Genomic DNA, 25,267 nt, shown 5'->3' with positions numbered 1-25,267 from the left:
GACATCCAAACATCCAAAGATTTATAGGACATGCCATGCATGCGCATTGCTTCTTTTCGTGGAAGCCCCTCTTCGATTTCTTTTACGATTTGCTTTGCAAATCGAGCACCAAATTTACGATGCGGTTTCTTGCCTTGCGGCCGCTCATTCGTTTCCATACTCTTCTTTTAGAGTGTATAGTTTTTTTTGGAACGAGACACCTTTTATGGCTAAAGCTTTTTAATTGAAATGCGAAGAATAGACTAGTATAAGAATAGACAGCAAAATAGATTAAAATGACTTAGTGATATTATTTTAGAAGTCTTTTATATGCTTTAATGCAACCAAGATGTAAGCCTTCATGAAATCCCAAAAAGTTAATTGCATCATCGATATTGGATATGGTGTTGCCGTACGAAGACGACCATGCAACGTAGCTGGTAAATAAATTGCTATTGCGATCTTGTTCGAATCTCTCAATAGAATAGGTGAGGAGTTTTCGGATTTCATTGATTTCTACTTCTTCAGTATATCCTTCAGGGCGGGCGCCTTTTTGATATTTGGTAAAAAATTCTTCCGAAACTAAGGGCGTTTGTCCGCTTTTTGAATAGAGGATGCGTTGTTCTGTTGCTATTAAGTGCCCGACATTCCAGATAATATTATTATTGAACCCTACCGGGATAGTGTTGAATTCCTGAACTGATAAACCTTGTATTTCACGAACTGTAGCAGCCCGAAGGTAAGAGAGAAGACTTGTATCTTTCATGATAAGTTTTAATGAGATCTATTATTAGAGTTTATAGGTAACTCTTTTATCCAAATGTGCTAAAAATAATCATCTTTTTTTGAGTGCTCTTGTTTTTATTATGTCAAAAATTGTAAGATTTCTGAAGAAAATAGAGAGATTAATTCTTACTCTGAGCCTGCAGGTCTATGTTATAATTTGTAAATTAGTGTTTTAGTAAAACAGAAATATTATGTCATTCTTAAAGGATATTGAGTCAACAGCCGATTATATTGGATTAGAGAATAAGTATGGGGCGCATAATTATCATCCTTTGCCCGTTGTATTAGCGAAAGGTGAAGGAGTGTATGTGTGGGACGTTGAAGGGAAGAAGTATTTTGACTTTCTCTCGGCATATTCTGCTTTGAACCAAGGACATGGTCACCCAAAAATAATCAATGCTTTGGTAAAACAGGCTCAGACTTTGGCTTTAACTTCGCGTGCTTTTTACAATGATCAATTGGGTTTATATGAAAAGTATATCACTCAGCTTTTTGGTTTTGATAAAGTATTGCCGATGAATACAGGTGCTGAGGCTGTAGAAACGGCATTAAAGATATGTCGGAAATGGGCTTATGAGAAGAAAGGCATCTCAGAGGGAGAAGCGCAAATTATTGTTTGCGATAATAATTTTCATGGAAGGACAACGACCATTATCTCCTTTTCGAGCGATGAAGAGTCGCGCGGAGGCTTTGGTCCGTATACAAGTGGTTTTATCCGGATTCCTTATGATGATGCTTTAGCCTTGGAAATGGTGTTGTCTACAAATAATAATATTGCAGGTTTTTTGGTTGAGCCTATTCAGGGAGAGGCTGGTGTATTTGTGCCTCAAGAGGGTTACTTATCTAAGATAAGAGAGATCTGTACGAAATATAATGTGTTATTAATGGTTGATGAGGTACAAACAGGTATGGGTCGGACAGGGAAATTATTAGCGGTAAATCATGAGAATGTTCAGCCTGATGTGTTAATATTAGGGAAAGCACTTTCGGGTGGAGTGTATCCTGTTTCTGCTGTTTTAGCAAATGATGCTGTTATGAACGTGATAAAACCCGGACAGCATGGCTCTACTTTTGGAGGAAACCCGATTGCTGCTGCGGTTGCAGTTGCAGCTTTGCAGGTGATTGAGGATGAGAAACTTGCTGAAAATGCTGAAAAGCTTGGTCGTCTTTTCAGGGAAAGATTAAATGAATACATTGCTGAAAGCAAGATAGTAAAGTTAGTTCGTGGAAAGGGTTTGTTAAATGCAATCGTGATTAACGACACGGAAAAAAGCGAGACTGCATTTAATATTTGTTTGGCTCTTAGAGATAATGGACTATTAGCAAAGCCAACCCATGGCAATATTATTCGATTTGCCCCACCGTTGATTATTACTGAAGATCAATTGATCGAATGTGTTGATATTATTGTAAAAACGTTGGAAGCTTTTGATAATTAAGGGATGACTCTTTAATTTCCATCATCTTCTTTAAGTTATTTATAGCATATCGCATTCTTCCTAAGGCTGTATTGATGCTGACACCTGTCGTTTCGGCGATATCTTTAAAGCTCATCTCTCCATAATGGCGCATAATTAATACCTCCTTTTGGCTATCGGGGAGCTTTTGTATCATCGTCCGTAAATCTTGGGTAGTTTGTTTTCTAAGGATTTCATCTTCAATACTTTCATCAAAGAAATGCAGCACATCAAAAATATCGAAACCATCGTAATTAGTAATTACCGGGGTGCGTTTCTCCTTTCTGAAGTGATCTATAACAAGGTTGTGAGCAATGCGCATAACCCATGGTAGGAATTTTCCTTCTTCGTTATATTTTCCCCTTTTTAAGGTTTTAATTACTTTAATAAAAGTGTCTTGAAATAAATCCTCGGCCAAGTAAGTGTCTTTTACCAGTAAGAATATTGATGTATATACTTTTGCTTTATGACGATTGATCAATGTTTCTAATCCGGTATTATTCCCCGAAAGATAGAAATGTATCAGTTCTTGGTCTGTTCTTGATAGAAGATCCATACTACGCTATTTATTCTTTTCGTTTATATAAAAAGTAATAATTAAGTAGTAGTTTATGCTATAGTATCTGTGTTTAGAGTTAAAATCCTTTTAAGAAATTGTAACGGCTCAAAAAAAGGCATTTTTTTTTATAAAACAAAGAATAATCTATAAAATAATGTGTTCTGTCAGTTATTCATTATTTTTGTAAATATTTCGTATTCACTAATTTCTTGAATACTATAATCCAAAAATTTTATGGCTGGAAATAGCGCTGAAAATCCCAAAACTCATATCTTGATCAAAGGAGCCCGTGTTCATAATTTGAAGAACATTGATGTTTCTATACCCAAGAATAAACTTGTAGTTATTACCGGGATGTCGGGTTCGGGGAAATCTTCGTTAGCATTTGATACGCTTTATGCAGAAGGGAGAAGAAGATATATTGAGAGCCTATCTTCATATGCCCGTCAATTTATGGGTAGGATGAATAAACCGGAAGTTGATTATATTAAAGGGATCGCACCGGCTATTGCTATCGAACAAAAGGTAATTACTAGTAATCCGAGATCGACAGTTGGTACTTCGACCGAGATTTATGATTATTTGAAGTTGCTTTTTTCTCGTATCGGGAAAACAATTTCTCCGATTTCAGGTAAAGAAGTAACAAAAGATACGGTGACTTCTGTCGTTAACTTTATGATTGCTTTGCCGGAAGAAACGATCGTTACCTTATTCAGTCCTCTTCAGCCACATAATGAGCGTACTATCAAGGAGGAGCTTTCTATTTTATTGCAAAAGGGCTTTGTGAGAGTAAAGCTGAATGGTGTTATAGAGAAAACGGAAACACTTTTGGAAGATCAATCTCTTCCTAATAAAATGCTCAAAGTGGGTGATCTTTCTATTGTGATTGATCGGATTCGTGTGGATGGTGAAGAGGAGACCATGAGCAGAATGGGCGATTCTGTACAAACGGCTTTTTTTGAAGGAAAGGGTGTTTGTGCGATTGAAACAAATGGTGAAGAATATATTTTTAGTGATTTATTTGAAAGTGATGGGATGAGCTTTGAGGAGCCAAGCCCGAATTTCTTTAGTTTTAATAATCCTTATGGCGCTTGTCCTCGCTGTGAAGGTTATGGAAAGATTATCGGGATAGATCCTGATTTGGTGATTCCTGATAAAAGCAAATCTGTGTATGATGGAGCCATTGCTCCTTGGCGTGGACTTAAAATGGGAGAGTGGTTAACTAAGCTGATTGATAAGGCCCTTAAATTTGATTTTCCTATCCATCGTTCATATAGCGACCTAACAGAGGAACAGAAAGAACTGTTATGGACCGGCAATAAACATTTTAAAGGCTTAAATGCATTTTTTAAGGATTTAGAAGAGCATGCCTATAAAATTCAATACCGGGTTATGCTTTCTCGTTATCGTGGGAAAACGGATTGTCCGGAGTGTCGGGGAACGCGGTTAAGAAAAGATGCTGCTTACGTTAAGATCAATGGCCGTTCTATTCAGGATGTTGTTTTATTGCCCATTGAAAAAGCTTTGGTGTTTTTTCAGAATTTAACATTGACGGATACAGAAGCTAAAATAGCTAAAAGGCTTTTACTTGAAATCAATAATCGCCTAACCTTCCTGAATGAAGTTGGTTTACCTTATCTGACTTTAAATCGTTTGTCAAATTCTTTATCAGGTGGAGAATCACAACGTATTAATCTGGCTACTTCTTTGGGAAGTTCGTTAGTTGGGTCTATCTATGTACTTGATGAACCAAGTATAGGATTACATCCGAGGGATACCAATCGGTTAATTTCTGTATTAAAATCGTTGCGCAATGTTGGTAATTCAGTTATTGTGGTAGAGCATGAGCAAGAAATGATGCAGGCGGCTGACTATATTATTGATATTGGTCCGGAAGCGGGTTCTTTGGGTGGCGAGTTGGTATATTCGGGAGACTATGATGGAATATTAGAAAGTGAAGAAAGCTATACCGGTAAATATCTGAGTGGTAAGGAGTCAATAGAGATTCCTTCTCATAGACGGTCATGGAATTCTTCTATTTCGATAAAGGGTGCTCGTCAGAATAATTTAAAAGGGATTGATGCGACTTTCCCATTAGGTGTATTTACAGTAATTACCGGAGTTTCGGGTTCTGGAAAAACTTCATTAATTAAACAAATACTATATCCTGCATTGCAGAAGGCAATTGGTAGTTATGCTGGCGAGCAGACAGGCTTATTTAATGACTTAGAAGGAGATGTTAATCTGATAGAGCATGTTGAAATGGTTGATCAGAATCCAATAGGGCGTTCTTCTCGATCAAATCCTGTTACCTATGTGAAGGCTTGGGATGAGATACGCAACTTATATAGTAGCTTGCCTTCAGCGAAAGCCCAAGGGTTAAAACCTTCTTCTTTTTCATTTAATGTAGAGGGAGGGCGTTGTGATGTTTGCCAGGGAGAGGGAGAAATTAAAGTGGAAATGCAATTTATCGCTGATATTTATCTTCCATGTGAAGCTTGTGATGGAAATCGATTTAAGCAGCACGTAATTGATGTAGTATATAAGGATAAATCAATTGCCGATATATTAAGAATGACCATTGATGAAGCGCTGGAGTTTTTTGGTGATCACCCGAAAATTGTAGCAAGGTTGAAACCTTTGTTTGATGTTGGTTTGGGTTATGTGCAGCTCGGACAATCATCCAATACTTTATCGGGTGGAGAAGCCCAACGTATTAAACTAGCTTCTTTTCTTGTAAAAGGTAATGCATGTAAAAACACCTTGTTTATATTTGATGAACCAACAACAGGTTTACACTTTCATGATATTAAGAAGTTATTGAAGTCTTTTAATGCATTGTTAGAACAGGGAAATACAATTCTTGTGATAGAGCACAATATGGATGTAATTAAATGTGCAGACTGGCTTATAGATATTGGTCCTGAAGGTGGAGAGAAGGGCGGTGAAATTATTTTTGCAGGTAAACCGGAAGATATTGTAAATTGTGAACGATCTTATACAGGTCAATACCTTCTTTCGCATTTAAAGGCACTTACTAATACGATTTAATATGTTAACAAAAAAATCAAAGTACGGTATAAAGGCATTAATTTTTTTAGGAAAAAATTATGGGACTCAGCCTGTTCAGATTATGAGGATTGCAACGGAAGAGCAGATCCCAAAGAAGTTTTTGGAACAGATCTTACTTGAGCTTAGGAATGCAGGATTGTTGTATAGTGTAAAAGGTGCAAAGGGTGGATATAGCTTAAATAAAGACCCGAAAGATATTCGTTTAACACAGGTTATTCGGCTGTTGGATGGGCCCATTGCTTTGCTGCCTTGTGTTAGTCTGAATTTTTATCAAAAATGTGACGAATGTAAGTCAGAAGAGGTGTGTGGTATTCGAGATACCTTTGTAGAAGTTCGTGATGCGATGCTGCAAATTCTAAACGATACCAGCATTGCAGATATTATTGAAAAGGAATCATCCTCAATATTTAATCCTTAATACAATTTTTATTACTGATAATCAGAATGTTATATATTTTTTATTTATTTGGAATTTAAAGTATACCAAATACATAGGGATTATATATATATTTGTCGTGGTTATGGAGAAGTTCAATTTATATTCAATGTGTATGTGTTTTGGATAGCGCAGGCTAACACTATGAATTTAAATGTAATTTATTGTAAGCCTCTTAATTAAAAAGAGGTTTTTTTATTAATAAAAATAAGAAGATGCAAAGCTTTCGCACAGAATTAGAAAATCCAATTGTAGAGAAGGAAATTATTGATCTGGAGAAGAAGATCCGTTTGTTTCGAGATGGAAAGATTGATGATGATAAATTCAGGAGTTTACGTTTAGCTCGTGGGATTTATGGTCAGCGGCAACCTGGCGTACAAATGGTGCGTATAAAACTTCCATTCGGTCAGGTAACTTTTAAGCAATTGTTGAAAATATCTGATATTTCGGATGAATATGCAATTAAGAACCTCCATTTAACAACAAGACAGGATATTCAAATCCATTTTGTAAGCTTGGATCGTACCCCTGAATTGTGGGCAAAGCTTGCTGAAGATGATATTACTTTACGTGAAGCCTGTGGTAATACAGTACGGAATGTTACTGCATCTCCTGAAGCGGGTATTGATAAGGATGAGCCATTTGATGTTTCTCCTTATGCGCGTGAGATGTTTGAATACCTGGTTCGGAATCCAATTTGCCAGGAGTTAGGTAGAAAGTTTAAGATCTCATTTTCTTCGAGTGAAAAAGATACAGCATTTGCATATATCCACGATTTAGGATTTGTTCCAAGAGTGAGAGTAGTAGATGGAGTTGAAGAAAGAGGTTTTAAAGTGATGATAGGTGGTGGTTTAGGTGCACAGCCAATGATGGCTTATGTAGCACATGAATTTTTACACGAAGATCAAATCATTCCTTTTACCGAAGCTACCATTCGTGTATTTGGCCGGGTAGGGGAAAGAAATAATCGTAATAAGGCCCGTTTTAAATTTGTTATTCAGAAGATTGGTGTAGATGAGGCTTTGCGACTGATTGAAGAAGAACGTCCGTCTATAAAATGTAAATCGTTTAAAATTAACAGGGATAAAATCAAGCCTCTTGATTTACCTAGTTATGAAAATGTAAAAGCGACCGAAGTATCTAATCCTTTGGCGTATGAGATATGGCGTAAAACGAATGTGTTTGAGCAAAAGCAAGATGGATACTTCCGTGTTTATGTAAAGGTTCCTACAGGGGATATTAGTACTGCTAAAGCCCGGATATTGGTAGATGGTATCAGACCTTATGCTGCTGATGAGATTCGTATTACTCAGAATCAAGGATTGATGATCAAATATGTTCGGGAAGAAGGGCTTTCACATGTATACGAGGTTTTAACAAAGATAGGTTTTGCTGCTCCTGGTTTTGATAGTGTAGCAGATATTACTACGTGTCCGGGAACGGATACCTGTAATCTTGGAATTTCTAATAGTACAGAAATGGCAAGGGTGCTGGAAAAGGTGATTGCAGATGAATATGCAGATTTAATATATAATCGTGATTTAAAGATTAAGATAAGTGGATGTATGAATTCTTGCGGTCAGCATAGTTTGGCCCATATCGGATTTCATGGCAGCTCTTTAAAAGCAGGTAAATCAGTTGTTCCGGCTGCTCAGATTATGTTGGGAGGTGCCTCCTTAGGTGGTGGTATCGGTCGTGCAGCTGAACGGGTTATTAAGGTGCCTTCAAAAAGAGTAACTTCTGCCTTAAATTATCTTATTGATGATTATCAGGGTAATTCGGTTGATAACGAGTTATTCCATGATTATTTCGATCGCCAGACAAAGGACTATTTCTATCGTCTATTAAAGCCTTTGGCGGATTTAACTACATTGACTGAAGATGAGTACGTTGACTGGGGACATACAGTATTGTATGAGCCGGCGATTGGAGTAGGTGAATGTGCGGGTGTGATTATAGACTTAGTTTCAACTCTATTATATGAGACAGAAGAAAAGCTTCAATGGGCTAATGAGAGTTACGAGATTGGTGCTTGGGCAGATGCTATTTTCCATGCCTATAATGTTTTCATTACCGGAGCCAAGGCACTTCTTTTGGACAAAGGTATTAACAGCAGCACGCAGGTAGCTACTATAAAGGCTTTTGAAGAAAACTTTATTGAAAGCGGTGAAATCAAATTAAGAGATAGTTACACAACCATCACTATGCAAATAAAAGATAATGAACCAACAGAGGCTTTCGCAGCATCTTACCTAAAAGATGCCAGTGAGTTCTATCAAATTGTAAGTAAAGTTCGCGAACTAGCGAATAGCTAAGTAAGAAAGATGACAGTAAGTTCAAAAATAACATTAGTTGGAGCGGGGCCTGGAGGTACAGATTTAATTAGTTTACGAGGTTTAAAGGCTTTGGCAAAAGCTGATATTGTATTGTATGATGCTTTAGTAAGTGAAGAGCTTTTGCAATATTGTCCGCAGGCAGTTCAAAAAATATATGTCGGTAAAAGAGCAAATAAACATACATACAGCCAAGATCAGATCAATGAAATGTTGGTTAAATACGCACTTTCTCATGGTCATGTAGTGCGCTTAAAAGGTGGAGATCCTTTTGTTTTTGGAAGAGGATATGAAGAGGTAGAATTTGCGCAAAAATACAATATAGAAACTGAGGTAATTCCTGGTATTTCAAGTGCAATTGGTGTTCCGAGTTTACAGGGAATCCCTATTACTCATAGAGGGACTACAGAAAGCTTTTGGGTTATTACAGGAACAACATCAAACGGAAAGATTGCTCAAGATGTTTACACAGCCGCCAAGACCTCTGCTACTGTCGTTATATTGATGGGAGTAAGGAAGTTGCCGGAAATAGTTAGTATTTATAAAAATGAAGGTCGTGGTTCTTTACCTATTGCGATTATTCAGAATGGAGCCATGCCTAATGAAAAGATAGCGGTGGCTGATATACAGTCGATAGAGCACATGGCAAAGGAACTACATATAGAATCTCCAGCGGTTATCGTAATCGGAGAAGTCGTATCGTTTCATACAGATTATCAAAAAATGATTCGCGAAAATGAACTCATTAATATTTGAAAAAGTTGATAAGCAAAAGATGAAGAGTACCAATGAACTTTTCCCGATATTTTTAAAGCTTCGGAATTTTCATACGCTGTTATTGGGAGCAGGAAATGTAGGCTTGGAGAAACTTACTGCACTTGTAGGGAATGACCCGTTAGCAAATATTTTGGTAGTATCTGCAGAGGTATCTCCTGAATTTCAGTCTTTTGCTTCTGATTATCCTCATGTTCACATTGAAAAAAGATTGTTTGAGGAAAGCGATCTGGATGGAATTTCTCTTATTATTTTAGCTACTGACAGCCGCAGTCTTCATGAATATATTTATGAGTTGGCTAAAGAGAGAGGGATATTGTTGAATGTTGCAGATACTCCAGATTTATGTGATTTGTATCTGGGATCAATTGTAAAGAAAGGTAATTTAAAAGTAGGTATTTCTACAAATGGCAAATCACCTACGTTTGCGAAGCGTTTAAAAGAAGTTTTAAACGAGGCTTTGCCTAATGAAGTGGATGAAACACTGGATCGCTTAAATGCAGTTAGAGATTCATTGAAAGGAGATTTCTCCTATAAAGTTAAAAAGCTAAATGAAATAACAGCAGGTTTGGTTGAAAAGCCTAAAACGCTGACGATTCCTTTATTGACATTCAGATTAATGATAGGATCTGTTGTTCTTTTGGTTTTGATTATTTTTGCAATCCTTCTTTGAGGGTTTAAACTAATGCAATGGATAAATTAATAGAAGTTGAGGAGTTAGTAAAAGATTTGGATCCGCAGCAGGTGTTAGCAATACTGGCTGATAATTTTCGGGATCAAATTACATTCTCTACAAGTTTTGGTTGGGAAGATCAGGTGATTACTGATATGATATTTTCCAATGATTTAGCAATCGAAGTATTTACATTAGATACAGGTAGGCTTTTTCCGGAAACATATTCTGTTTGGAGCAGGATGCGCGATCGTTATAAGAAAAATATTAAGGCTTATTATCCGAATCAAGATAGACTTGAGGCAATGATTAGCCAAAAAGGTCCGAACAGCTTTTACGAATCAGTAGATAACCGTAAAGAGTGTTGTGGAATTCGTAAAGTAGAACCATTAAATCGGGCCTTAAAAGGCAAGAAAATATGGATAACGGGAATCCGTGCAGAGCAATCGCAGAACCGTGAACAGATGCATTGGATCGAATGGGATGAGGCGCATCAATTAGTAAAAGTTCATCCTTTGTTCTTTTGGACATTGGAAGAAGTGAAATCGTATATCAAAGTGAATAATGTACCTTATAATGCATTGCATGATCGAGGATTTCCTAGCATAGGCTGTGCTCCATGTACCAGAGCAGTGCAGCCAGGGGAGGATTTTAGAGCCGGCCGTTGGTGGTGGGAAGATACAAGTAAAAAAGAATGCGGACTGCATAGTACTAGTCCGGCATCAACAAGCATATAAATTATATAATTGAAATGAATTATTTAGATCATCTAGAAGCAGAAGCAATATCAATATTAAGAGAAGTAGCTGGACAGTTTGAGAAACCTGCTTTGTTGTTTTCTGGCGGTAAGGATTCGATTACGTTAGTGCATCTAGCAAAAAAAGCCTTTAGACCTGGAAAGTTCCCATTCCCATTGGTTCATATTGATACAGGGCATAATTTCCCAGAAACAATTACTTTTCGTGATCAATTAATTGAAGAGTTAGGCGAGCGTTTAATTGTAGGACATGTACAAGATGCAATTGACCAAGGAAAGGTTGTAGAGCAAAAGGGTAAAAATGCCAGTCGTAATCCATTACAAACGGTTACTTTATTAGAAACTATTGAAAAAAATGGTTTTGATGCCTGTATTGGTGGTGCGCGCAGAGATGAAGAAAAGGCCAGGGCTAAAGAGCGGATATTTTCTGTTCGTGATGAGTTTGGACAATGGGATCCAAAGAGGCAAAGACCCGAGCTATGGAATATATTCAATGGTAAGATTCAGAAGGGTGAGAACGTTCGGGTATTTCCTATTAGCAACTGGACAGAGTTAGATGTTTGGAATTATATTAAAAGAGAAAATATAGAAATACCTTCTTTATACTTTGCTCATGAGCGCGATTGCGTTTATCGCAGTGGACAATGGATGACGGCAGACCCAAGTCTGAATCTTGACCATGAGGACAAAATTGAACGTAAGCAAGTTCGGTTTAGAACCATTGGTGATATGACTTGTACTGCAGCGGTTGAATCTGATAAAGACGACATAGATGGAGTAATTCAGGAAATCAGCGAATCCAGGATCTCTGAAAGGGGAGCCAGAATGGATGATAAAGTTTCTGAGGCTGCCATGGAAGATCGTAAAAAAGGTGGCTATTTTTAATTGATTGAAAACAAAAATATTAAAATGGATATATTAAAATTCATAACTGCGGGAAGTGTTGATGATGGTAAAAGTACATTAATTGGTCGTTTGCTTTACGATACGGATTCTATATTAGAGGATCAGCTTGAAGCTATAAAAAATGCAAATCGTAAGAACGATGACGGAACGGTAGATTTGGCTATTATAACTGATGGTTTAAAAGCTGAAAGAGAACAAGGCATTACCATTGATGTTGCTTATAAGTACTTCCAGACAGATAAAAGGAAGTTTATAATTGCAGATACTCCCGGACATATACAGTATACCAGAAACATGGTAACCGGTGCTTCAGGTGCTGATCTTGCTATTATTCTAATTGATGCCCGTAAAGGTGTTATCGAGCAAACTATTCGTCATACGTTTCTGGTCTCTTTATTGAATATTCAGCATGTGTTGGTTTGTGTAAATAAGATGGATATGGTTGATTATGACCAAGAATCTTTTGAAAAAATTAAGCATGATTATCTGCAATTTTCAGATAAGCTAACGATTCAAAACATTGAATTTATTCCGGTTAGTGCATTGCGTGGAGACAATATTGTAATTAAATCCAGAAATATGCCTTGGTATGGAGGGCCTTCTTTGATTGAGTTTTTAGAAACGGTTGATGTGAAGCCATTTGCAACATCAGGTAAAGGAAGATTTCCGGTACAATGGATTGTGAGACCGCAAACCGACGAACTTCATGATTATCGAGGTTATGCAGGCCGAATTGTTGGTGGTTCTTTTAAAGTTGGGGATGAAATTGCAATTATGCCTTCTGGATTTAGAAGTACGATTACGAATATCGAACTAAACAATGACCAAAAGGAAAATGCTGAAGAAGGAGAGTCGGTAATTATTCGATTAAAGGATGATATTGATATCAGCCGGGGAGATTTGATTGTGTCTGCTTCTGATATTCCTGAAGTAACGAAAGATTTAGAGGCTTCTATTTGCTGGATGGATTTGCGTCCATTAGATTTATCACAGACTTATCTTCTTCAAACAAACAGTAAATTGTCTCGTGTAAAGATCCAGGATATACTTCATAAAGTAAATATTAATACATTGGAAGAGATTCCTGCTGATAGTTTCTCTTTAAACGATATCGGAAAGGTTAGAATCAGATCGGCCGATGAGTTAGTAGTAGATTCTTATGCGGAGAATAAGGCAACCGGGGGAGCTATTTTGATAGATGCCCGTACTAATCTGACGGTTGGTGCCCTGATGTTTAATTAATTTTTTTTTCATCGAGAACAGTAATTATACTAAATAATTTTCCGAAGATTTATTGTTTTAATTAAATTTGGAGGGAAATAAACAAAACTAAAATGAGATCTTTCCTTTTAGTTTTGTTTCTGTAATCAAATTCAATGAAAGACGAAAGTAAAGTCATCCGCGAGCAGTTCCCTCGCTCTCAAAATCGGGAACATTCAGTACCTTTATACCTAACATCCAGCTTTATTTTTGACGATGCTGAACAGTGTCGTGCTGTGTTTGCAAATGAAGAAGAAGGTATTATATATTCGCGGTATTCAAACCCAAACACAAGTGAGTTTATTCAGAAAGTTTGTGCTTTAGAAGGTGCTGAGGCAGGTCTCGCATTTGCATCTGGAATGGCGGCTGTGTTTGCTTCTTTTGCTGCTCTTTTAAAGAGTGGTGATCATATCGTTTCTAGCCGTGCTATTTTTGGTTCTACACATCAATTGTTTACTCAATTATTCTCACGCTGGGGTATAACACATACCTATGTTGATGCTGCTAAACCAGAAGATTGGGAAAAGGCAATTCAGGAGAATACAAAAATGATATTCCTTGAAACACCTTCTAATCCCGGATTAGAATTGGTAGACTTAGAGTGGTTAGGTAGTTTCAAGAAAAAGTATCCCCATATTATTCTGAATATTGATAATTGTTTTGCAACTCCTTATTTGCAGAAGCCTATTAAGTATGGTTTTGATTTGGTGAGTCACTCTGCGACGAAATATATGGATGGACAGGGACGGGTATTGGGTGGTGTTGTAGTAGGAAAAAAGGAATTGATTGACGAAATGTTATTCTTTATTCGTCATACCGGTCCGGCTATGTCGGCCTTTAATGCCTGGTTACTTTCTAAAAGCTTAGAGACCCTTCCCTTGCGAATGGATCGTCATTGCAGCAATGCATTAACCATTGCTGAATTGTTAGAGAAGCAACCTGAAGTTGAAGTTGTTCGTTACCCTTTTCTACCTTCTCATCCTCAATATGCATTAGCTAAAAAGCAAATGAAACAAGGTGGTGGTGTAATTACCTTTGTTTTAAAAGGTGGATATGAGCAAGCACAACGTTTTATGAATAGTCTTGAAATGATTTTAATAACGTCAAATTTAGGTGATTCCCGAACGATTGTTACACATCCGGCTTCTACTACGCATTCAAAACTAACTGAACAAGAAAGAGTTAATTTAGGTATATTACCAGGAAGTATTCGGATATCTATTGGTTTGGAGGCTGTTGAGGATATAGAAGATGACATTTTACAAGCTTTAAAGAAAAGTAACTAAGATCTATTCTAAGATGTATACTAAAGCATAATATTATAATATGGATGTTAATTTAAAACGTGTAAATCAAGCAGTTCATTTTGAAGGCTCTTCATCAAGTTCAAACATTAAAGTACATATTGATGGTTCTCCGGAAATAGGTGGCGAGGGATTGGGTGTACGACCAATGGAGTTAGTTTTAATGGCTTTAGGTTCTTGCAGTGTGCTTGATTTGATAAGCATCCTGAAAAAGCAAAGACAAGATATTCAAGATGTGCAAATAGAAATATCAGGAAATAGAACCGATACCATTCCAAAAGTTTTTACTGATATTCATCTTAAGTTCTTTATAGAAGGCAATCAAGTCTCGCTTGAAAAAGCTGAGAAGGCCGCGGAGTTAGCTGTTAAAAAATATTGTTCGGTTCATGATATGCTTGCTGCAGGCGGTGTAGAAATAACTTATGAAATTATAGTTTCCTAAACAATGTTTGCCATTGTTTGTTAGTGATATAATATTATTAATACGCAGTATTAACGTTATTAAATCAGGAAATTATGGCAACTAAATGGGTACTGGACCCCACACACTCAGAAGTAAATTTTAAAGCAAAGCATCTTGTTATTTCAACTGTCTCTGGTAAGTTTAGAAAATTTGACGGTACGGTAGAAACAGAAAGTGAAAATAGTTTTAACTCGGCAAGGGTCGAATTTACAATAGATGTAACAAGTATTGATACTAATCAAGATCCTCGTGATGAGCATCTCCGCTCAGCAGATTTCTTTGATGCAACAAGTTATCCAACAATAACATTTAAATCAAATTCATTTAAACCAAAAGACAATGAAGATGATGAATTTGTCTTATCAGGTGATCTTACAATTCGTGGAATTACGAAACCCATAGAGGTTGATGTTGAATTCGGTGGTACAACTACGGATGCTTATGGAAATTTTAAAGCAGGTTTCGAAGTCACCGGTAAGGTTAGCCGTAAAGAGTTCGGATTAAACTGGAATGCTATAACGGAAGCAGGCTCTGTTGTTGTTGGAGACGTGATACGCTTTCAGATATCAGTTCAGTTTATTAGACAATAGATTCTTGATTGTCTTCTCATCTTCTGCTATCTGTTGGATCATTTCTTCTACTGAATCAAATTTGATATCCTGCCGAACAAAATGTAGGAATTTAACACGTAGGGTTTTACCGTAGAGGTCATCATTATAATCGAATAGATTTACTTCAATGCTCCTTTTTGTGCCATCTACGGTAGGGCTTGTACCAATATACCCCATTCCTTTAAACTTTTCATATTCTTTCTGGCCTTTAAATTCGCCATCTTTGATTAGGATAGGTTTAACAATGGATACTTCAACCGCGTAAATTCCATATGCAGGAATAAGCTTATAACTTTCATTGATGGATAGGTTTGCTGTTGGAAAACCTATTTCTCTTCCTACTCTTTTTCCATTAATAACAGTTCCGGTAAGCTCATAAGGATAACCTAAGAAACTATTTGCTACTTCAATCTGTCCTTTTATTAAAGCTTCGCGTATTTTAGTGGATGAAACAGTAACTGCATTGATGTCTTGTTCGGGAATTTCCTGAACACTGTATCCAAATGTCGGAGCATAAGAGAGGAGATCGCTTAGTGAGCCTGATCTGTTGATCCCGAAGCGATGGTCATAACCGATTACAATCTTTTTTGTTCCTATCTTACTTACCAAGACATCCCGAATATAATCTTCTGGGCTTTGTTGGGCGAATTCTTTTGTAAACGGAGTAATGATAAGATGATCGATTCCGCAGGCAGCTAGTTGATGTGCTTTTTCTTCAATTGTATTGATGAGGCGTAAGCTGTCATCTTCAGGATGCAATATCATGCGAGGATGTGGGAAAAACGTTAATAAGACTGTTTCTCCGTTAATTTCTTTCGCGCTATCTTTTAGATTCGACAGAATCTTCTGATGACCTATATGAACTCCATCGAATGTTCCTATGGTAACAACCGCGTTGTCAACTGGAATAAAATCTTCTATGTTTCTATAGATTTTCATATGAATGCAAGATAATCCCGATCGTTTATTAATTTATTGACTAACCTTCTGATTCAGTGAACGTATATGATTCACCAGTTCCATAACTTTATAGCTGTTTTCAACAGAAAAGTCACCACTTTTAGTCCGGCGAAGAGAGCTTAAATAAGCACCGGCATTTAAAGCTTTCCCAAAGTCATGAGCTAAGGAACGAATATAAGTCCCTTTGCTGCAAACAACCCTGAAACTTATTTGAGGGATATTTATAGCCGTTATCTCGAAGGTATTAATTGTAATTGACCTGGGTCTTTGTTCTACTGTTTCTCCTCTGCGCGCCTTCTCGTAAAGACGTTCGCCACCGATCTTTATGGCCGAATGTGGAGGAGGGAATTGATTGATTTCTCCGATAAATTGTTTAGTAGCAGCGTGTATTTGTTCCGTGCTTATTTCACTAATATCAAAATGCTGATCAACCTCTGTTTCTAAATCATACGAAGGAGTTGTTGCTCCTAAAAAGAATGTTCCGGTATACTCCTTTTCCTGCGCTTGGTATTGATCAATCGTTTTAGTTTTTTTTCCGGTACAAAGAATCAGCAGTCCGCTTGCTAGTGGGTCTAAGGTTCCGGCATGACCTACTTTAACTTTTAAGGGCTTTATCGAGTTCCTTATTTTCCCAACCACATCAAAGCTGGTCCAGGTAAGAGGTTTATCAATTAATAAAACTTCTCCTTCTGCGAAATCGAATTCCGGAAACCGTGTATTTTCTGTTTGATCCATTATACCATGCTTAAGCTTTGTCCACTTAGCAATAATATAATAATTATTGCACCAACTATAATACGATACCAACCAAAAAGTTGAAAACCGTGTTTGGTCAGAAAGCCGATGAATGACTTAATTGCTATAATTGCAACAATAAAACCAACGACATTGCCAATTAATAACATGCCAGTTTCGTGTGTAGTAAGCGTACCTCCATCTTTATAGAAGTCGAGTAGTTTTTTCGCAGTAGCGCCAAACATGGTTGGTACTGCTAAAAAGAAAGAAAACTCTGCTGCAGCTTTCCTGCTTAGTTTTTGTGTCATACCGCCTACAATGCTTGCTCCTGATCTGGAAGTACCGGGAATCATCGCTAAACATTGATATAGGCCAATCTTTAAAGCTGTGATATAGGTGATTTCATCGGAGTCGTCGATTTTTGGATTATCAAGCCATTTATCCACAAACAATAAAATAATTCCTCCAATAACCAAGGATATTGCCACAGTCATTGGGCTTTCGAGCATGTCGTCTATCAGGTCACTGAATATTAAGCCAAGAACTGCAGCAGGAATGAAAGCAACGAATAGTTTGTAGTAGAAATTGATTGATCTGAAAAAACGTTTGTAGTAAAGGACAACAACCGATAGAATTGTTCCCAGTTGAATGGCTACCGTAAATAATTTTACAAAGGCAGTAGATTCCATTCCTAATAGAGAAGTCGCAAGAATCATATGTCCGGTCGATGAAACCGGCAAAAATTCAGTCAAGCCTTCAATAATAGCTAAGACCAGCGTCTCAAATAGAGTCATAGCTTAGTCGCGTTTTGGTCTTATTAGGATAGAAACAAATCCTAGAGCAAATCCAATAATAACCACAATAGGTGCTAACGTTATTTTTGTAAAGCTATATATATCTTTAGTGCCTGACATTAGGAAGAATCCGATTGCAACTACTACAATGCTTGCCAGCATAAACTGATAATTTATTTTACCGAATACCATTCCTGGTAATTTGGTTTTTTGAGTGGAGTCTTTAATTTTTTGAGCCATTTTAACGGTATAAATCGTTCATTCGTAACCTTAAATATTTTGATACAGCAAAGTAAGTGCTGAGACCTGACATCAGTATTCCAAGGACTATAACGCCTAGAAAGATTAAGGCAAATTCATAGTAATTTCTTAAAATTACTAACTCTGGAATCTGCTCTTGTCCAAAGTATAACAAAAGCATTAGCATAATAATAGCTATAAGCGCACCTAATAGGCCGTGCACTAAACCATAACCGATAAACGGTTTTCGTATAAACCCTTTGGTCGCTCCCACCATTTGCATGCTTTTAATCAGGAAGCGTTGAGAATATATTGCCAGCCGAATGGTATTATTTATTAATGCTACAGCGATTATTAATAATATAAATGCAAATCCAAGAATAATTAAGCCTATTATTCGTATATTTTGGTTGACCATATCAATTAATGATTCCTGATATACAACTTCTTGAACCATTTTGTTTTCTGTAATGTGTTTGGTAAAGACATCAATACTATCTTTATTTGCATATTCAGCTTTCAGGTACACATCAATGGATGACAGCAAAGGATTATAACCTAAAAATTCTACGAAATCTTCACCTAAATCTTGCTGTAGGTTTCTGGCAGCAAGTTCCTTACTGATATATTGTGTTTTAAGTACGTATTTATCTGCATTGATTTCTTTTTGCAAGTTCAGGACTTCGGCCTCTTTTGCATCTCCATCTAAGATAATATTTAAAACTATGTTTTCTTTTACGTAATTGGATAAGTTCTTAGCATGAACTAGGATCAATCCTAACAATCCAGTCATTAATAGCACTAAGGCTATACTTATTACCGTAGAGATATATACTGATTTTGTTTTTTTGGAGGTTGTACTTACTTCAAATTCTTCCATGTCCAAGTATTAAAGTGCGAAATTAACTAAATGATGTGAGAAAAGGACTATCCTTATTCAAAAACTCCCAAAGCCATAAAAAAAGTTCTATTTTTGCCATTAAGCTTGAAAACGCAATAAAATGGATTACCAATTTAAGGAAATTGAACAAAGATGGCAAAAATTTTGGGCGGCCAACCAAACATATAAAGTAAATAATACGTCGGAAAAGCCAAAATATTATGTTTTGGATATGTTTCCTTATCCTTCTGGAGCGGGTTTACATGTTGGTCATCCGCTCGGTTACATTGCTTCAGATATCTATGCCCGATATAAACGTCTAAAAGGATTTAATGTATTGCATCCAATGGGCTTTGACTCTTTTGGTTTACCTGCAGAGCAATATGCCATCCAAACAGGTCAGCACCCGGCATTAACGACTGAAGAAAATATAAAACGCTACCGTGTTCAATTAGACAAAATAGGTTTCTCTTTTGATTGGAGCCGTGAGGTTCGTACCAGTAATCCTGATTATTACCATTGGTCGCAGTGGATTTTTATGCAGTTATTTAATGCGTGGTATAATCGGACAAGTGATAAGGCAGAGCCTATTAATCATCTTATTGCTCATTTTGAGCAACATGGAAGTGATGGAATTGATGCCTTTTCTGATGAAGATGTAAAGACCTTTTCAGCTGAAGAGTGGAAATATTTTACAGAAGAAGAAAAACAACGGGAGCTATTAAAATACCGTCTTGCTTATTTAAGGGAAAGTACTGTGAACTGGTGTGCCGCCCTTGGAACTGTATTAGCCAATGATGAAGTTATCGGTGGCTTATCAGAAAGAGGAGGTTATCCTGTAGAGCAAAAGAAGATGATGCAATGGAGCATGCGTATTGTTGCTTATGCTGAACGTTTGTTGAATGGCCTGGAAACCGTTGATTGGCCAGATCCGTTGGTTGAAATGCAGCGGAACTGGATTGGTAAAAGTATAGGTGCCTTAGTTAAATTTACTACAGAGAGTAATAAAGATATTGAAGTATTTACAACAAGGGTAGATACTATCTATGGGGTTAGTTTTATTGTTTTGGCTCCTGAGCATGAATGGGTTGATGAGTTAACTCAAACAGAGCAAAGAAATTTGGTACAATCATATGTTGAAAAAACTAAGAAGAAGTCAGAGTTAGAAAGAATGGCTGATACCAAGGCGGTATCGGGTGCTTTTACAGGCAGCTATGCCATTCATCCTTTATCTGGAGATCGTATACCAATCTGGATCGCTGATTATGTATTGGCTGGTTATGGTACGGGTGCTGTTATGGCCGTTCCTTCAGGTGATCAACGCGACTATCTTTTTGCTAAGCATTTTAATTTACCAATAATTCCGATTCATGATCGGCAAAATATAGAGCAAGAGGCTGATCCATCAAAAGAGGGAAGATATATTAATTCGGATCTTATCAATGGAATGACCTATTCAGAAGCTGTTCCTTTCCTGCTGGAGAAATTAGAGGAGATGGGCAAAGGGAAGGGAAAAATTAATTATCGTATGCGCGATGCCATCTTTGGTCGCCAGCGTTATTGGGGTGAGCCTGTACCTGTTTATTTTAAGAATGGATTGCCTTATTTAATTAAAGAAAGCGAATTGCCTCTTGTATTGCCAGAGGTTGATCAGTATTTACCTACCGAGAGTGGAGAGCCTCCTTTAGGGCGGGCGAAGAATTGGAAATACCAAGATCAGTATGATTATGAGTTAAGCACGATGCCTGGTTGGGCGGGCTCAAGCTGGTATTGGTATCGTTATATGGATTCTCAGAACAGTGATGAGTTTGTTTCGAAAAGTGCGGTGGATTATTGGCGGGCAGTTGACCTTTATATCGGTGGGTCTGAACACGCTACCGGACATTTATTATATAGTCGTTTTTGGAATAAGTTTCTTAAAGACTTGGGTTATGTACCCGAAGAAGAGCCTTTTAAGAAATTGATTAATCAGGGAATGATTCAAGGTAGGTCCAATTTTATATATCGGGTGTTGGATGAAGAAGGTAAAGGAACTAATACGTTTGTTTCTTATGGACTTAAAGACGGATACAAAACAAATGCGATTCATGTCGACGTGAATATTGTTGTTAATGATATTTTGAATATTGGAAAATTTAAAGCTTCAAGATCTGAATACAAGGATGCTGAATTTATATTGGAAAATGGAAAGTATCATTGTGGACATGAAGTTGAAAAGATGTCTAAGTCCAAATTTAATGTTGTTAGCCCTGATGATATTATCGATGCCTATGGTGCTGATACATTAAGAATGTATGAAATGTTTCTTGGTCCTTTGGAGCAGAGCAAACCATGGAATACAAATGGTATTGAAGGAGTCTTTAAGTTTCTTCGTAAGTTCTGGAAACTTTTCCATGATCAGGATTTTAATTTTAAGATATCAGACGATAAAGCAACTCCAGCAGAATTAAAAGCCCTTCATAAGATTATAAAGAAGGTTCAGGAAGATATTGATCGGTTTTCGTTTAATACGTCTGTTTCTGCATTTATGATCTGTGTTAATGAACTCACTGATCTTAAATGTAATAAAAGGGAGGTGCTTCAGGATTTATGTCTTGTACTTGCGCCATATGCACCGCATATTACAGAAGATTTATGGGAGAAATTAGGAAATGAGCCAGGTACTATCAGTTATGCAAGTTATCCGGTATTTAACCCAGAGTATTTAGTAGAGAGTGAGTTTGCTTATCCTATTTCGGTAAATGGTAAAGTTCGGTTGAAGATTCAACTTTCCTTAAGCATGGAAGCTTTTGAAGTTGAACAAGAGGTTTTAAAGAATAAGGATTTACAGAAATATTTAGAAGGAAAATCTCCTAAGAAGGTAATTATAGTAAAGGGTAGGATCGTGAATATTGTACTATAAGAGTTTATTCCAATAAGGCCAGAGAAGTGGTTAAAAGAGATTGATAACCTAATTCATAAAAAGCGATTCAATAGTTATTATTGAATCGCTTTTTTGAATTAGGTATTAAATAACTAATCAGTCGTTAACCAGGGTAGCTTACTTCCAGGATGGTATATTTTCTTAAACCAACTGGCATTTTCCATTCAACTACGTCATTAATCTTAAGACCAATCAATGCAGAGCCAATGGGTGTTAAAACAGATATTTTTTGTTGTTTAATATCAGCATCTGAAGGATGAACAATGGTTACTGTAGTTTTAGCTTTACTTACTAAATCTTCAATGGTCACCTTGGAGTTTATTCTAACCTGGCCTTCCGGAACCTTATCTCTTTTTACAACTTTCGCACGACTTAATTCATAGGCCAAAGACATTGGATTTTCATCATTTGCAGAGGGAGTCACAAAGCTTTTTAGTAGTTCGAAGTCTTCCTCGCTTAATACTACTGCTGTATTGGTGTTATTTTTCATAAAGCTATTGTATGTTAAATTATCAATTGATAAGGTTAATGATATGTAAGAAATTTGGATTAAAAAAAATAGATGCTGAAACGCAGCTATTATACAATGAGGAATTTGATGAACCGAGTATGTTCCTCAATTAAACAGGAACTTCGATACAGGCTTAGCTTGTTATATGTTAACACTTGATTCATCTTCTCAAACTTACAAAATAAAAAATAAAAGAACAATTAAACTTTTTATTGTGATAGTTCTTTGAAGGAATCACCAGACAAAACTTATTTTACCTTGTCACTGAAAATATAATATTCTCCGGGAGCTAAGGTTTTAATGTAATTCCTTGTTGTAAGTATAATTTGGTCAGCTGTTAACTGATTATACCAAGTGTTGGCTTTGGGTAAGGCAACTTTTGCTTCTTGCGAGGTAACCCCAAAATTTCCAACTACGAATAGGGTTTCGTCTATACCTTTCAATATAATATATTTGATGGATCCGTCAAGTTTGTATTCAAAATCAGAAGTATTGAAAACAGCTTTGTTTTTCTTTAATGAAATGAGTTTGGCATAAGTTTGATAGAGCTTTAAGCGATTAGGATTTTCTTTGTAGCTCCAGAGAACTGGCTTTTCACCGGTGCGACCATTCTCTTCAATAGATCTGTCGTATCCTAATTCTCCAAATTGCCAGATCATTTTTGGGCCAGGAATAGCAAAGAAAAAGGTCGCAGCCATCTCTTGGCGTTTTAAAGCTGTAGATAATGATTTGATGGAATACGTGCCTGCTGCATTACCGTATTGCAAATTCTTATACATCATTCGTTCCTCATCATGACTTTCCATATAAGAGATTAAATTTTCTGAACCCTGAAAACCATGAGTATTATAGAATCCTCTAGAGAAGTTTGAACCCGGCAGATAACCCATACTAGCTTCGTTAAAACTTGCATTTAGATTATTCCATAACATCATATCATCTTTTGATAATTCTTGTTCTTCTTGGTCATCTGCAAAATGCTCTAATATGACATAGAAATTATCAGGCGAAAGGCTTTTTATATACTGGTTGTAATTTTTCCAAATAGCTATGCGTGAGGCATCGTAACGACTCCATTCGTTTACATTATCTCCTGAATTTTTTTGCGTAAAACCTTTCGAAAGATCAAAACGGAAACCATCTATTTTATATTCCTGCATCCAGAATTTCAATACGTTTTTAGTGAATTGTTTGGTAGCTTCACTTTCATGATTGAAATCATAGCCCACATTAAAAGGATGGGTAGGAATTGGATTGAACCATGGGCTGTTTACACTTGGTCTATTATTTGCCTGATCAAAATACAATTGTACCATGGGCGATTGACCAAAAGAATGGTTAAGTACCATATCTAGAATGATGGCCATACCAGCCTTATGTGATTCGTCAATCAGCTTTTTAAGCATTAGGGGGCTTCCATAGAATTTGTCTGGTGTAAAATAAAAAGATGGATTATATCCCCAACTGGAGTTTCCCTCAAATTCGTTGATAGGCATTAACTGTAGGGCATTTACTCCCAATCTTTTCAAATAGGATAGGGTATCTGTTAATGTAGTGTAGTTATTGGCTGTTAGGAAATCTCGCAAATGTAATTCATAAATAATAAGTTTATCCTTTTCTGGTCGATTGAAACTATTAATATTCCAGCTATATGATTCGGGTTTACCCTTGAATATGCTGACGATACCTGTAGTTTTATTAATGGGATATGTTTTACTGCCATGATAGTTCGCTGCAGGGATAAAGGGATCATTACTTGGGTCTAATATTTTTTCAGCATAGGGGTCAGCAATCTTTAAGGTGCCATCTACTAAAAATTGATAGGCATATTCACGTTGCGGGTCAAGTCCATCGACTTGCAGCCACCATCGTTTTCCATCCGGACTACGTTTCATAAAGTAATCCGATCTGGCTTCCCAATCATTAAAATCACCGATGATAAATATACCCTCTTTTTGAGGGGCATATAGGGTAAAGATAGCTGAAGTACCATTATTTAATCGTGTAAAACCATCTGGATTCGCAACTGCCGGTATTTCGGCTTGCTCTACTTCCCCTGAAGTTGCAAATTGAAAGTTGGCAGTTGTGTTGCCGCCAGAGGCACTAGCCTTTGCCTCAATTAGCTGATTACCATTTTCTGTTAGTTTGACGACTCCTGAAATGGTGCTCTCATTATTCTTTGATTGAAAGATTTTGCCATTTAAAGATAAACTAAGGTCTGCAGGTTTAGAGGAAATGGCTTTCACTTCTAACTCGTCTCCAACTATTTTGGAGAGGGCTCCGATTGATGGGTTGAAAGTGGGTTCCAAATTTGGGGAAACGATGCGGATATTTAGTTGATTTTTATTGAACAAGGGAAGGAAAATGTCACTTCCATCACCATTTCTACCGGTTTGAGATCCATCACCATTTCTGAATAGGAGTGCTAATTTTAAAATGTTTTCGCCTGCTGGTATTTTATAGAAATCATTTAAGTCTTTTATTTCCAGACTATATTTTCCACCTCCAATAGCTTTCATTTTTACATCGTTAGGAGGAGTTTGATCCCAAGCCCATTTGTTATATTTCCAATCTCCTGCTTGTGTACTCTTATCAGTAATAACACCAGTATATACATATACATCTCCTGAATAATTCATTAGGCCTCCGTCGCCTTCGGAAGCATCAAAAACAATAGTTATTGCTTCTTTACCGGATGGAAAATCTGGTGAAAAAGAAAGAAGGCCACTTGTTATATCACTTGGTGGATTGGAGTCTGTTCCAGGTTCTTCTTCTGGTCCGATTGATTTCTTACATGCCGAGAATATAAGGCTCAGGATTGTCAATATGAGTACTAATTTCTTCATCAGATTCG

22 protein-coding genes are annotated in these 25,267 nt (G+C 36.9%); 13 read left to right on the top strand and 9 right to left on the bottom strand.

Features of this window, described 5'->3' with window-relative positions; all coding sequences use genetic code 11:
* Window positions 1–289 precede the first annotated feature (289 nt).
* Window positions 290–745 carry a DinB family protein gene (locus tag VL047_RS13450; protein ID WP_325361389.1) on the bottom strand — a complete coding sequence of 152 codons (456 nt, stop codon included), beginning with the start codon at window positions 743–745 and terminating at the stop codon, window positions 290–292.
* 211 nt (window positions 746–956) lie between these two features.
* On the opposite strand from VL047_RS13450, the gene rocD reads away from it, so the two are divergent.
* Window positions 957–2,204: an ornithine--oxo-acid transaminase gene (gene rocD / locus VL047_RS13445; protein ID WP_325361387.1), complete on the top strand. Its 1,248-nt coding sequence runs from the start codon at window positions 957–959 to the stop codon at window positions 2,202–2,204.
* Here rocD and VL047_RS13440 read toward each other — a convergent pair.
* Window positions 2,170–2,778, bottom strand: coding sequence for an RNA polymerase sigma factor (locus VL047_RS13440; RefSeq protein ID WP_325361385.1), 609 nt, complete (start codon window positions 2,776–2,778; stop codon window positions 2,170–2,172). The two genes, rocD and VL047_RS13440, sit on opposite strands and share 35 nt — an antisense overlap.
* Before the next feature lie 237 nt (window positions 2,779–3,015).
* Between VL047_RS13440 and uvrA the strand changes: the two genes are divergently transcribed.
* From uvrA to VL047_RS13385, 11 genes are all read left to right on the top strand, one after another.
* Complete coding sequence (gene uvrA / locus VL047_RS13435) at window positions 3,016–5,832, top strand: excinuclease ABC subunit UvrA (RefSeq protein WP_325361383.1); 2,817 nt, start codon at window positions 3,016–3,018, stop codon at window positions 5,830–5,832.
* 1 nt (window position 5,833) lies between these two features.
* Window positions 5,834–6,271 carry an Rrf2 family transcriptional regulator gene (locus tag VL047_RS13430; RefSeq protein ID WP_325361381.1) on the top strand — a complete coding sequence of 146 codons (438 nt, stop codon included), beginning with the start codon at window positions 5,834–5,836 and terminating at the stop codon, window positions 6,269–6,271.
* Window positions 6,272–6,504: 233 nt separating this feature from the next.
* Entirely contained in the window at window positions 6,505–8,604 is a 2,100-nt protein-coding gene (locus VL047_RS13425; RefSeq protein WP_325361379.1) for a HEPN domain-containing protein, read from the top strand.
* A gap of 9 nt (window positions 8,605–8,613) precedes the next feature.
* Window positions 8,614–9,378 carry a uroporphyrinogen-III C-methyltransferase gene (gene cobA, locus VL047_RS13420; RefSeq protein ID WP_325361377.1) on the top strand — a complete coding sequence of 255 codons (765 nt, stop codon included), beginning with the start codon at window positions 8,614–8,616 and terminating at the stop codon, window positions 9,376–9,378.
* Entirely contained in the window at window positions 9,359–10,069 is a 711-nt protein-coding gene (locus tag VL047_RS13415) for a bifunctional precorrin-2 dehydrogenase/sirohydrochlorin ferrochelatase (RefSeq protein ID WP_325361375.1), read from the top strand. Before cobA ends, VL047_RS13415 begins: the two co-directional genes overlap by 20 nt.
* A gap of 17 nt (window positions 10,070–10,086) precedes the next feature.
* Window positions 10,087–10,806, top strand: coding sequence for a phosphoadenylyl-sulfate reductase (locus VL047_RS13410; protein ID WP_325361373.1), 720 nt, complete (start codon window positions 10,087–10,089; stop codon window positions 10,804–10,806).
* Window positions 10,807–10,820: 14 nt separating this feature from the next.
* The gene (gene cysD, locus VL047_RS13405) at window positions 10,821–11,711 is read left to right on the top strand and encodes a sulfate adenylyltransferase subunit CysD (protein WP_325361371.1); all 891 of its coding nucleotides are present in this window, start codon (window positions 10,821–10,823) and stop codon (window positions 11,709–11,711) included.
* 24 nt (window positions 11,712–11,735) lie between these two features.
* Window positions 11,736–12,974 carry a sulfate adenylyltransferase subunit 1 gene (locus VL047_RS13400; protein ID WP_325361369.1) on the top strand — a complete coding sequence of 413 codons (1,239 nt, stop codon included), beginning with the start codon at window positions 11,736–11,738 and terminating at the stop codon, window positions 12,972–12,974.
* 134 nt (window positions 12,975–13,108) lie between these two features.
* The gene (locus VL047_RS13395) at window positions 13,109–14,278 is read left to right on the top strand and encodes a trans-sulfuration enzyme family protein (protein ID WP_325361367.1); all 1,170 of its coding nucleotides are present in this window, start codon (window positions 13,109–13,111) and stop codon (window positions 14,276–14,278) included.
* Window positions 14,279–14,318: 40 nt separating this feature from the next.
* Window positions 14,319–14,738 (top strand): OsmC family protein, encoded by a 420-nt coding sequence (locus VL047_RS13390; RefSeq protein ID WP_325361365.1) that lies wholly within the window; start codon window positions 14,319–14,321, stop codon window positions 14,736–14,738.
* A gap of 74 nt (window positions 14,739–14,812) precedes the next feature.
* Complete coding sequence (locus VL047_RS13385; RefSeq protein WP_325361363.1) at window positions 14,813–15,349, top strand: YceI family protein; 537 nt, start codon at window positions 14,813–14,815, stop codon at window positions 15,347–15,349.
* On the opposite strand, the gene VL047_RS13380 is transcribed toward VL047_RS13385, so the two are convergent.
* The 5 genes from VL047_RS13380 to VL047_RS13360 are packed head-to-tail and all read right to left on the bottom strand — an operon-like array spanning window position 15,326 to window position 18,979.
* Entirely contained in the window at window positions 15,326–16,309 is a 984-nt protein-coding gene (locus tag VL047_RS13380) for a bifunctional riboflavin kinase/FAD synthetase (protein WP_325361361.1), read from the bottom strand. The genes VL047_RS13385 and VL047_RS13380 overlap by 24 nt on opposite strands.
* A gap of 33 nt (window positions 16,310–16,342) precedes the next feature.
* Complete coding sequence (truB, locus tag VL047_RS13375) at window positions 16,343–17,065, bottom strand: tRNA pseudouridine(55) synthase TruB (protein WP_325361359.1); 723 nt, start codon at window positions 17,063–17,065, stop codon at window positions 16,343–16,345.
* Window positions 17,065–17,859, bottom strand: a complete 795-nt coding sequence (locus VL047_RS13370; protein ID WP_325361357.1) for an undecaprenyl-diphosphate phosphatase — start codon at window positions 17,857–17,859, stop codon at window positions 17,065–17,067. The genes truB and VL047_RS13370 overlap by 1 nt, the downstream gene beginning before the upstream one ends.
* Window positions 17,860–17,862: 3 nt before the next feature.
* Complete coding sequence (locus VL047_RS13365) at window positions 17,863–18,099, bottom strand: DUF3098 domain-containing protein (protein ID WP_325361356.1); 237 nt, start codon at window positions 18,097–18,099, stop codon at window positions 17,863–17,865.
* A gap of 1 nt (window position 18,100) precedes the next feature.
* Window positions 18,101–18,979: a cell division protein FtsX gene (locus VL047_RS13360; RefSeq protein WP_325361354.1), complete on the bottom strand. Its 879-nt coding sequence runs from the start codon at window positions 18,977–18,979 to the stop codon at window positions 18,101–18,103.
* A 121-nt stretch (window positions 18,980–19,100) separates the two neighbouring features.
* Here VL047_RS13360 and leuS point away from each other — a divergent pair, with 121 nt between their 5' ends.
* The gene (gene leuS / locus VL047_RS13355) at window positions 19,101–21,881 is read left to right on the top strand and encodes a leucine--tRNA ligase (protein WP_325361352.1); all 2,781 of its coding nucleotides are present in this window, start codon (window positions 19,101–19,103) and stop codon (window positions 21,879–21,881) included.
* A 124-nt stretch (window positions 21,882–22,005) separates the two neighbouring features.
* On the opposite strand, the gene VL047_RS13350 is transcribed toward leuS, so the two are convergent.
* Together VL047_RS13350 and VL047_RS13345 are read right to left on the bottom strand one after the other, a co-directional pair.
* The gene (locus VL047_RS13350) at window positions 22,006–22,392 is read right to left on the bottom strand and encodes a GreA/GreB family elongation factor (RefSeq protein WP_325361351.1); all 387 of its coding nucleotides are present in this window, start codon (window positions 22,390–22,392) and stop codon (window positions 22,006–22,008) included.
* Window positions 22,393–22,661: 269 nt separating this feature from the next.
* A complete protein-coding gene (locus VL047_RS13345) occupies window positions 22,662–25,259 on the bottom strand; it encodes an alpha-amylase family glycosyl hydrolase (RefSeq protein ID WP_325361349.1) in 2,598 nt (865 codons plus the stop codon).
* Between the last annotated feature and the right edge of the window lie 8 nt (window positions 25,260–25,267).

This window comes from Albibacterium sp. (genome assembly GCF_035514885.1).
Taxonomy (GTDB): domain Bacteria; phylum Bacteroidota; class Bacteroidia; order Sphingobacteriales; family Sphingobacteriaceae; genus Albibacterium.
This window is presented reverse-complemented; position numbering and strand designations above follow the sequence as displayed.

What these genes read in the sequence shown, in the direction of transcription:
- VL047_RS13345 (WP_325361349.1), bottom strand. Translation starts at nt 25,259, where the DNA reads ATGAAGAAATTAGTACTCATATTGACAATCCTGAGCCTTATATTCTCG.
- VL047_RS13395 (WP_325361367.1), top strand. Translation starts at nt 13,109, where the DNA reads ATGAAAGACGAAAGTAAAGTCATCCGCGAGCAGTTCCCTCGCTCTCAA.
- VL047_RS13370 (WP_325361357.1), bottom strand. Translation starts at nt 17,859, where the DNA reads ATGACTCTATTTGAGACGCTGGTCTTAGCTATTATTGAAGGCTTGACT.
- leuS (WP_325361352.1), top strand. Translation starts at nt 19,101, where the DNA reads ATGGATTACCAATTTAAGGAAATTGAACAAAGATGGCAAAAATTTTGG.
- truB (WP_325361359.1), bottom strand. Translation starts at nt 17,065, where the DNA reads ATGGATCAAACAGAAAATACACGGTTTCCGGAATTCGATTTCGCAGAA.
- VL047_RS13385 (WP_325361363.1), top strand. Translation starts at nt 14,813, where the DNA reads ATGGCAACTAAATGGGTACTGGACCCCACACACTCAGAAGTAAATTTT.
- VL047_RS13360 (WP_325361354.1), bottom strand. Translation starts at nt 18,979, where the DNA reads ATGGAAGAATTTGAAGTAAGTACAACCTCCAAAAAAACAAAATCAGTA.
- VL047_RS13415 (WP_325361375.1), top strand. Translation starts at nt 9,359, where the DNA reads ATGAACTCATTAATATTTGAAAAAGTTGATAAGCAAAAGATGAAGAGT.
- cysD (WP_325361371.1), top strand. Translation starts at nt 10,821, where the DNA reads ATGAATTATTTAGATCATCTAGAAGCAGAAGCAATATCAATATTAAGA.
- VL047_RS13425 (WP_325361379.1), top strand. Translation starts at nt 6,505, where the DNA reads ATGCAAAGCTTTCGCACAGAATTAGAAAATCCAATTGTAGAGAAGGAA.
- uvrA (WP_325361383.1), top strand. Translation starts at nt 3,016, where the DNA reads ATGGCTGGAAATAGCGCTGAAAATCCCAAAACTCATATCTTGATCAAA.
- VL047_RS13450 (WP_325361389.1), bottom strand. Translation starts at nt 745, where the DNA reads ATGAAAGATACAAGTCTTCTCTCTTACCTTCGGGCTGCTACAGTTCGT.
- VL047_RS13440 (WP_325361385.1), bottom strand. Translation starts at nt 2,778, where the DNA reads ATGGATCTTCTATCAAGAACAGACCAAGAACTGATACATTTCTATCTT.
- VL047_RS13350 (WP_325361351.1), bottom strand. Translation starts at nt 22,392, where the DNA reads ATGAAAAATAACACCAATACAGCAGTAGTATTAAGCGAGGAAGACTTC.
- cobA (WP_325361377.1), top strand. Translation starts at nt 8,614, where the DNA reads ATGACAGTAAGTTCAAAAATAACATTAGTTGGAGCGGGGCCTGGAGGT.
- VL047_RS13390 (WP_325361365.1), top strand. Translation starts at nt 14,319, where the DNA reads ATGGATGTTAATTTAAAACGTGTAAATCAAGCAGTTCATTTTGAAGGC.
- VL047_RS13380 (WP_325361361.1), bottom strand. Translation starts at nt 16,309, where the DNA reads ATGAAAATCTATAGAAACATAGAAGATTTTATTCCAGTTGACAACGCG.
- VL047_RS13430 (WP_325361381.1), top strand. Translation starts at nt 5,834, where the DNA reads ATGTTAACAAAAAAATCAAAGTACGGTATAAAGGCATTAATTTTTTTA.
- rocD (WP_325361387.1), top strand. Translation starts at nt 957, where the DNA reads ATGTCATTCTTAAAGGATATTGAGTCAACAGCCGATTATATTGGATTA.
- VL047_RS13410 (WP_325361373.1), top strand. Translation starts at nt 10,087, where the DNA reads ATGGATAAATTAATAGAAGTTGAGGAGTTAGTAAAAGATTTGGATCCG.
- VL047_RS13400 (WP_325361369.1), top strand. Translation starts at nt 11,736, where the DNA reads ATGGATATATTAAAATTCATAACTGCGGGAAGTGTTGATGATGGTAAA.
- VL047_RS13365 (WP_325361356.1), bottom strand. Translation starts at nt 18,099, where the DNA reads ATGGCTCAAAAAATTAAAGACTCCACTCAAAAAACCAAATTACCAGGA.